This window comes from Pseudonocardia pini, assembly GCF_013870575.1.
In the GTDB taxonomy this organism is placed as follows: Bacteria; Actinomycetota; Actinomycetes; order Mycobacteriales; family Pseudonocardiaceae; genus Pseudonocardia; species Pseudonocardia pini.
In genome coordinates this window covers 1-7,161 of sequence record NZ_JACBXB010000240.1, presented here as the reverse complement: position 1 = coordinate 7,161, position 7,161 = coordinate 1, and the positions used below count along the sequence as shown (strand labels likewise).

The following is a 7,161-nucleotide window of genomic DNA, read 5'->3' as shown; positions in this document are numbered from 1 at the left end:
GGCGCGCGCGGTGCGCTCGGTCAGCTGTCCGACCAGCTCGTCGCTGCTCGTCACGAGGGACACGGTGGGTTCTCCTTCTCAGGATGGGGCCCGCTCAGCGGACCATGGTCATGCCCCCGCCGACGGGCCGCCGCAGGCCGGCGTCGTGCGCAGCGAGCCGGTCGGCGCTCATCGTCGAACGCGTGGTGGGGCACATCGGGGTCGCGAGGGCGTTCACGGTGAGCCCGAGCCCATCACTCGTCCCCGCTCAGGCCGACACCGCGGAGGTCGCCGAAGGCGGTGTAGTAGGAGGCGCCCATCGTGTCGGCGCCGCGCACCCGGTCGTGGGCGGTCCACATCGCCGGGGTGGAGCACAGGAACACGTCGAGCGCGCCCACCGCACCCACCGTCGAGGCCTCCCGGACCGCGCCGAGCCGGGCGGCCTCGTCGAGGCCCGGGTCGAAGGCGCGGACGACGGACTCGGCGAACCCCGCGGGCGTCGGGCCCGGGTAGCGGTTCGGGTTGAGGTAGGAGGCCTGCAGGGTCATCGCGTCCGTCGGCCGCGTGGTGCGGACGTTGACGAACCCGTCGTACCCGCCGCCGGTCCAGCTCGCGAAGATCTGCGCGGACGCCTGCTGCTCCAGCACCGCGCGGATGCCGACCTCGGCGAACTGCGCCTGCACCGCGGCGCCGATCCGCTCGTAGAGCGAGAGCCCCGCGGGCACGAGCAGCCGCAGCTCGGTGCCCTCCGGCACACCCGCCTCGGCCAGCAGCGCCCGGGCCCGCGCAGGATCGTGGCCGTACGCGACCGGCGGCGGCTCCAGGTGGCCCGGGTAGACCGCGACGAGCGGCTGCGACGCGGGCGCGCACCGCCCGTCGAGCAGGAACGCGTCGATCGACGCGCGGTCGACCGCGAAGTTCAGCGCCTGGCGGACGCGAGGGTCGGACAGGTGCGGGCGGGCGGTGTTGAGGAAGACCGTGTACGTGCTCGCGGGCGGGTACGAGTGGGTGGTGAACCCGGACCCGAGCGCGTCGACCTCGTCGAACTGCCCGGCCGTGGTCATCATCAGGTCGAACTCGTCGGAGCGCAGGCCGTTCATCCGCGTGGAGTCGTTGGCCACACCGACGATCTCCAGGTGGGCCACCTGCTGGGCCGCGGGGTCCCAGTAGCCCTCGCGGCGGTGCAGCACGATCCGGTCGTCGGCGACGAGGCTGCCGAGGGTGTACGGACCGGACCCGGCGGGCACGCGGTCCAGGTCGGGTCGTTCCCTCGCGGCCGGGTCGATCACCGACCACTCGACGCCGGCCAGCGCGTAGGGCAGGTCGGCGGCGGGGCGGGTGGTGCGGACCCGCACCGTGGCCGGGTCGACGACCTCCACACCCTCGATCATCGACAGGCCGGCCCTGGCGGTGGACCCGGGCACCGTCAGCGCGCGGTCGAGGCTGGCCGCGACGGCTGCGGCGTCCACCGGAGCCCCGCTCGCGAAGGTGGCGTCGGCGCGGAGGGTGAAGTCGGCGCTGCGCCCGTCCGGGGCGAAGGTCCAGGCCGTGGCCAGCATCGGCTGCACCTGCAGGTCCGGCCCAATCTGTGTGAGGCGGTCGTACAGCGGGCCGAGGTAGGTGATCGCCGCCGCGGGGGACGAGACCGTGTGCGGGTCCACCGTGGTCGGCGCGTAGTTCAGCGCGACCCGCAGGGTCGGGTCCGCGGCGGGCGGGGCCGGACTCCCGCAGGCGCACAGGACGACGAGGAGGGCGGCGAGCGTCGCAGATCGCCAAGGCTTGGTCACAGGTTCCGACCGTACAGAACGTCGTTCTTGTCGTCCAGAGTGTCGTACCGTACGGTCGGGGCGCACGTAGCGCCGTCTGCGGGACCCGTACGACGTCCGCAACCAGAAGTCCCGCGCGATCCTCGAGCCGCTGCAGGACGAGGTCGGCAAGCAGGAGCTGTGGGCCTGCCACTGGAGGCGGCCCGCGCGCTCCGCGGACGTCATCGCCGACGACACGCTGAAGGGTTCGGTCAACGCATGAGCATCGCCGATCTGTTCGACCTCACCGGCAAGACCGCGCTGGTCACCGGCGGCAGCCGCGGCCTGGGGCGCCGGATGGTCCTGGCGTTATGCCGCTCGGTGAGCTGTTCTGGCTCGACGACCTCGCCGCGGCCTGTGTGGCGGACGGGCGCTGGACCTTCCAGTTCACCTCCGCGCCACTGAACGTCCCGGGCGGGGTGGGGTCGCCGCCCAACGCGCCGGCGATCCGCCGAGCCCTACGACCCGAGGTCCTCGCCGATGATCGGCGTGCCGTCCGGTGTGAGGTCGGTGTCCTCGAGGATCCCGCGCAGGTGCGCGACCGACCAGCGGCGGTCGAACAGGGTCGGGTCGCCGGCGTCGTCGGCGCGGAGCTGCTCGATGAGGCGGACGTAGCCGTCGAGGTCGAGCGTGCGCAGCAGGTCGAGCAGCTGGGCGGCCTCGCCGGAGGCGGGCGCGACGGGGGCGACCAGCCGGTCGTAGACCTCCACCACCTGCGACACCATCGTGAGGTGGCGCTGCCCGGGGTCGACCGAGGGGAAGTTGGTGGCCGCGAAGTCCTCGGTGAACACGATCGGCTCGACGGCCAGCGCCTGGGCCCCGTAGATCTGGGCGAGCAGGATCAGCAGCTCGACGTCGAACGTCTCGTTGAACGACGTCATCCGCCCCAGCACCGGGCCCAGGGCGTCGGCCGCGAACGCCTTGAACCCGGCCTGGGTGTCCAGCACGTGCGCCAGGTCCGGCACCAGCACGGCCCGCACGAAGTGCCGGAACAGCACGATCAGCTTGTCCGGCTTGTCGCCGGTGCTGTGCGGCTCGACCGAGGGACCGTCGGCCTTGACCAGCACCGCACCGTCCATGCCGTAGCGCTGCCCGAGGGCGGCGACCACACCGTCGCCCTCGACGATCGGGGCGGCGAGCGAGCCCAGCAGGGCGAGGTTCGCCGAGAGGTCGGCGTCGGTGTAGCAGACGACGTGCCGTGCCTCCGTCCCCGCTCGGACGGCGGTCGCGAGCCCGGCGAGGATCGAGCCGCCCTTGCGGGACTGGTCCGGCGAGGTCAGGGCATCGAAGGCGGGGCCGATCGACGGGCCGTGGGCGATGACGTCGGCGAGGCGGATGACCGCGACGGCCCGGTGGCCCTCGGTGGGATAGCCCTCGGCGACCGCGGTCCCGGCCATCATCTCCGAGCTCGACGGCTGGTCGGGGCACCCGTCGTCGACGGCGAGGATGCTCCACGTGACCCCCGGCAGCCCCGCGGTGAGCCAGTCGAGCTGCTGGACCTTGACCCGGACGAAGTCCTCGCCGTGCGGGTGCTCCGCACGGGTGGCCATGCGGCCGGTCTCGCCGTACATCGCCCACACGACCGTGAGGTGGACCGGGCCGGTGAGCGCGGCGAGCCTGCGGCGCGAGTCCGCGACGGCCCGGGCCTCCGCGGCGACGGCCACCGGCACGGAGGTCTCGTCGTCGTCGAGGAGCGCGGCCGCGAACTCGAGCACCGCCTCGTTCTGTCCGGGATCGGTGAGGTCGCGCGTGGGCTCCATGTGGGGTGAACCTAGCCGTGGCTCCGTGCTCGACGGCGCCGGGTCGGGTGACCCACGAGGCTCCTGGCACGGCGGTCGGGCCGTGATCGGAGCGGGCCGTCCGAGGTGGTCCGCTCGAAAGCCCCGGTCGACTAGCCTCGGCTGTGGACGGCCCGGGAGCGGGACGGCGCGGCCGGATCCGAGGACACGCCAGGGCCGGGAGGGCGATGCGGGTGGCGACGGCCCTGCGCAGGTTCGCGGTGGAACGGGAGGGTGCGCGGACGCCGGTCTGTCACCGCCCCGGGGAGGGTCGCCGCTGGGTCCTGTTCCTCCACGGCGCCTGCGCCGACCACCACACGTTCGACGCCCAGCTCCCCGCCTTCGATACCGGCGACGACCTGCTGCTCCCCGACCTGCGCGGACAGGGCCGGTCGGTCCTCGCCGCGGGCGTCACCGCCGACTTCGAGGGGATCGTCGGCGACCTGCTCGCCCTGCTCGACGACCAGGGCGTCGGGTCGGTCACGGTGGTCGGCCACTCCTTCGGCTCGCACCTGGCGCAGGAGCTCGCCTGGCGGCACCCCGAGCGGGTCGAGCGCCTCGTGCTGATCGGGTGCTACGACCAGCACGCGCCGCGCACGGCCGCCGAGCGCGCCCGCGTCGCGCTGACGAGTGCGGTAGGGGTCGGTGCACGAGCGGATCGCCGCGCGGAGTGCGGGGTCCCGGGTCGTCGTCGTGCCCGGGACCGGGCACCTCTGTCACCAGGAGGACCCCACCGCCACGAACGCGGTGATCGTCGAGTTCCTCCGCCCCTGACGCGCCCGGCCCGCCTGTCGGATCCGTCCACGACACCCACCCGGACACCGAGTCGGCCACCCCTCCACCGGGCCTGCCGGAGACGAACGCCACCTCGCTCCGCGCGCGCCGCGACGCGCCTGCGTTCTCGTGGCGGTATGGTGGTTGCGAGATCTGACCCCGCTGGGTGCTACTCGTCCGGCACGGTCCTTCACTTCCGGGCACCGTGACCGTCGACCCTGTTCGGCCCGGCGGCCGCGATCTCCCGAGGATCGACGGGTATCGGGTCGCGTCTCGGAGGGGCCGTTCCGGCTCCTCCCCGCGACGCCCGTCACCCGAGCACAGCACTGTGCTCGGCACGGCCGCCACGGCCCTGCCGGGTGTTCCGGAGGAGGAGTTCTTGGCTCGACGAGGCCAGCCCCAGACCAGGGCTCGCCGCGGCGCCCCGCGGGATCGACGACGCGGCCGCGACGGCGGCGGCGAGGGTGCCGGGGACGTCCTGTCCGTCCTGGCGCGCTCGGTCCGCGAGGTCGAGTCCGCCCTGCGGAGCGGCCGGGTGACCCCGGCGACGCGCACGAAGTTCCAGGCCGTGGCCCTGCTGCTGCGCGAGGAGCGGACCCGGGTCAAGGCCGCGGAGAACAGCACCGAGCGGCAGCGGACCGAGCAGCTCAAGCGGCTCGACGAGATCGCGAAGACCCTCGCCATGACCGCCGTCCGGGACCAGGGGCTGCTGGCCCTGCTGTCCGAGGACGCCGTCGTGTCCGACGAGGCCCGGTCGCTCACCAGGCAGGTGCTCCGCAAGGCGGGCATCGAGACCGAGGTCGAGGAGGAGGCCCCGCCGGTCGAGGTCCCCGCCGCGCCCGCCAAGCCGCGGGTGGTGCCGCAGTCGGTCGTCTCGCGGCAGCTGGCCAACCCCTTCCTCGCCCCCGACTTCTCGGCCGCCCGGCCGAACACGCCGCGGCCCACACCCCTGGCGGGCTGGGAGCTCCTCGGCCCGCTGCTGCGCTCCTTCGAGCGCGCGGGCGGCGGGGCGTCGGCCTGCATGGACCTGCCCTTCCCGTCGTCGCGCCGCGTCCCGGCGGGGCTGGAGCTCATGCCGCACCAGGCGCGCCTGGTCGCCGCGGCCGAGCAGGGCCACCGGACCTTCCTCCTCGCGGACGAGCCGGGGCTGGGCAAGACGGCCCAGGCCCTCATCGCGGCCGAGGCGGCGAACGCCTACCCGCTGCTCGTCGTGGTGCCCAACGTCGTCAAGACGAACTGGCTGCGCGAGGCCGGCCTCTGGTCGCCGCGCCGCCCCGCCACCGTGATCCAGGGCAACGGGGACTCGATCGACGGCTTCGCGGACATCGTCGTCGTGAACTACGAGGTGCTGGACCGGCACGTGGGCTGGCTCGGCGACTTCGGCTTCCGCGGCATGGTCGTCGACGAGGCGCACTTCATCAAGAACAAGTCGTCGCAGCGCTCGCAGCACGTGCTCGAGCTGTCGGACCGCATCCGGTCCTTCACCGCGCGCCCGCTGCTGATGGCGCTGACCGGCACCCCGCTGATCAACGACATCGAGGACTTCCTCGCGATCTGGCAGTTCCTCGGCTGGATCGACGAGACCAAGCCGCGCGGCGACCTCATGGACGCCCTCACCGTGACCGGGCTCAACCCCGCCGACCCGGGCTTCTACGCGGCCGCCCGGCAGAGTGTGGTGAACCAGGGCATCGTCCGCCGCCGGAAGGTGGACGTGGCCGCGGACATCCCCGCGCGGCGCATCGCCGACCTGCCCGTGGAGCTGGACGGGGCCGCGGGCCGCTCGATCCGCGCGGCCGAGCGGGACCTCGCCCGTCGCATGGTGGCGCGCTACGAGGACGCGCTGGTCACCCGCGGGTCCGGGCCCGTCGAGGGCATCGACCACGATCTCGTGCGCCGGGTGGCGCGGTGGGAGCAGAAGGACGCGACCGCCGCGTCGAACGGCGACAACGTCTTCAGCATGATGCGCCGCATCGGCCAGGCGAAGGCCGGCCTCGCCGCCGACTACGCCGCCCAGCTCGCACGCAGCGCGGGCAAGGTCGTGTTCTTCGCCAAGCACGTCGACGTGATGGACGCGGCCGAGGAGCTGTTCGCCAGGCAGGGCGTCCGGTTCTCCTCGATCCGCGGCGACCAGACACCCACCGTGCGGCAGAAGAACATCGACGCGTTCGTCGCCGACCCGGAGGTCGCCGTCGCGGTCTGCTCGCTGACGGCGGCGGGCGTGGGCCTCAACCTGCAGGTCGCCTCCAACATCGTGTTGGCCGAACTGTCCTGGACGGCGGCGGAGCAGACGCAGGCCATCGACCGCAGCCACCGCATCGGCCAGACGGAGCCGGTCACCGCGTGGCGCATCATCGCCGCGCAGACGATCGACGCCCGGATCGCGGGGCTGATCGACAGCAAGGCGGGCCTCGCCGCCCAGGCGCTCGACGGCTCCGAGGAGGAGGTCGGGTCCTCGGCCGACGTGCAGCACGCGGCGTTGGTCGCGCTGCTGACGGACGCCTTGTCGGAGGCCCTGCCTGCCTAGCAGGCCTCGTAGGTGTGGCCCGCCTTGCGGAGGCGTTCGACGAGCGGGAGCCCCATCGCCGTCGCGGGGGTGAGGGAGCCCGCACGGTCGGGGAGGTCGGCGTCGAGGGCGAGGCAGAGGGCGCTCTCGCCGAGCATCACCGCGGTGGCGGCGTAGCCGGGGTCGCCCGAGCCCGCCACCGTGGCGGTGACCGACCTGCCGTCGACCGTGGTGCCGGTGAGGACGTGCCGGAAGAAGCCCCGGGCGCGGGTCCGCTCGCTGGGACCGGTGCCGGGCTTCGGGAGCACCCGCTCGAGCAGGG

General features: G+C 73.8%; 5 protein-coding genes and 2 pseudogenes. 3 read left to right on the top strand and 4 right to left on the bottom strand.

Annotated features, from left to right (window positions below; translation table 11 throughout):
* Positions 1–94: 94 nt before the first annotated feature.
* The 3 genes from H5J29_RS35870 to H5J29_RS15325 form a co-directional block, all read right to left on the bottom strand.
* Positions 95–217, bottom strand: a complete 123-nt coding sequence (locus tag H5J29_RS35870) for a hypothetical protein (RefSeq protein WP_281375993.1) — start codon at positions 215–217, stop codon at positions 95–97.
* A gap of 16 nt (positions 218–233) precedes the next feature.
* A complete protein-coding gene (locus H5J29_RS15330; RefSeq protein ID WP_181781638.1) occupies positions 234–1,766 on the bottom strand; it encodes an ABC transporter substrate-binding protein in 1,533 nt (510 codons plus the stop codon).
* Between the two features lie 476 nt (positions 1,767–2,242).
* A complete protein-coding gene (locus H5J29_RS15325) occupies positions 2,243–3,544 on the bottom strand; it encodes a glycosyltransferase family protein (RefSeq protein WP_181781637.1) in 1,302 nt (433 codons plus the stop codon).
* A 206-nt stretch (positions 3,545–3,750) separates the two neighbouring features.
* On the opposite strand from H5J29_RS15325, the pseudogene H5J29_RS36735 reads away from it, so the two are divergent.
* The 3 genes and pseudogenes from H5J29_RS36735 to H5J29_RS15315 form a co-directional block, all read left to right on the top strand.
* Positions 3,751–4,143, top strand: a pseudogene (locus tag H5J29_RS36735) (alpha/beta fold hydrolase); the annotation flags it as partial.
* Positions 4,144–4,207: 64 nt separating this feature from the next.
* On the top strand, positions 4,208–4,336 hold the full coding sequence (locus tag H5J29_RS36730; protein ID WP_246393906.1) for an alpha/beta fold hydrolase: 129 nt from the start codon (positions 4,208–4,210) through the stop codon (positions 4,334–4,336).
* Between the two features lie 379 nt (positions 4,337–4,715).
* Positions 4,716–6,860 (top strand): DEAD/DEAH box helicase, encoded by a 2,145-nt coding sequence (locus H5J29_RS15315; protein WP_181781635.1) that lies wholly within the window; start codon positions 4,716–4,718, stop codon positions 6,858–6,860.
* Here the strand turns inward: H5J29_RS15315 and H5J29_RS15310 are convergent.
* A pseudogene (locus tag H5J29_RS15310) lies at positions 6,857–7,161 on the bottom strand (enoyl-ACP reductase); the annotation flags it as partial. The gene H5J29_RS15315 and the pseudogene H5J29_RS15310 overlap by 4 nt on opposite strands.

Bases quoted from the DNA above. Each gene is read 5' to 3' on its own strand.
- H5J29_RS15325 (WP_181781637.1), bottom strand. From the start codon at position 3,544: ATGGAGCCCACGCGCGACCTCACCGATCCCGGACAGAACGAGGCGGTG.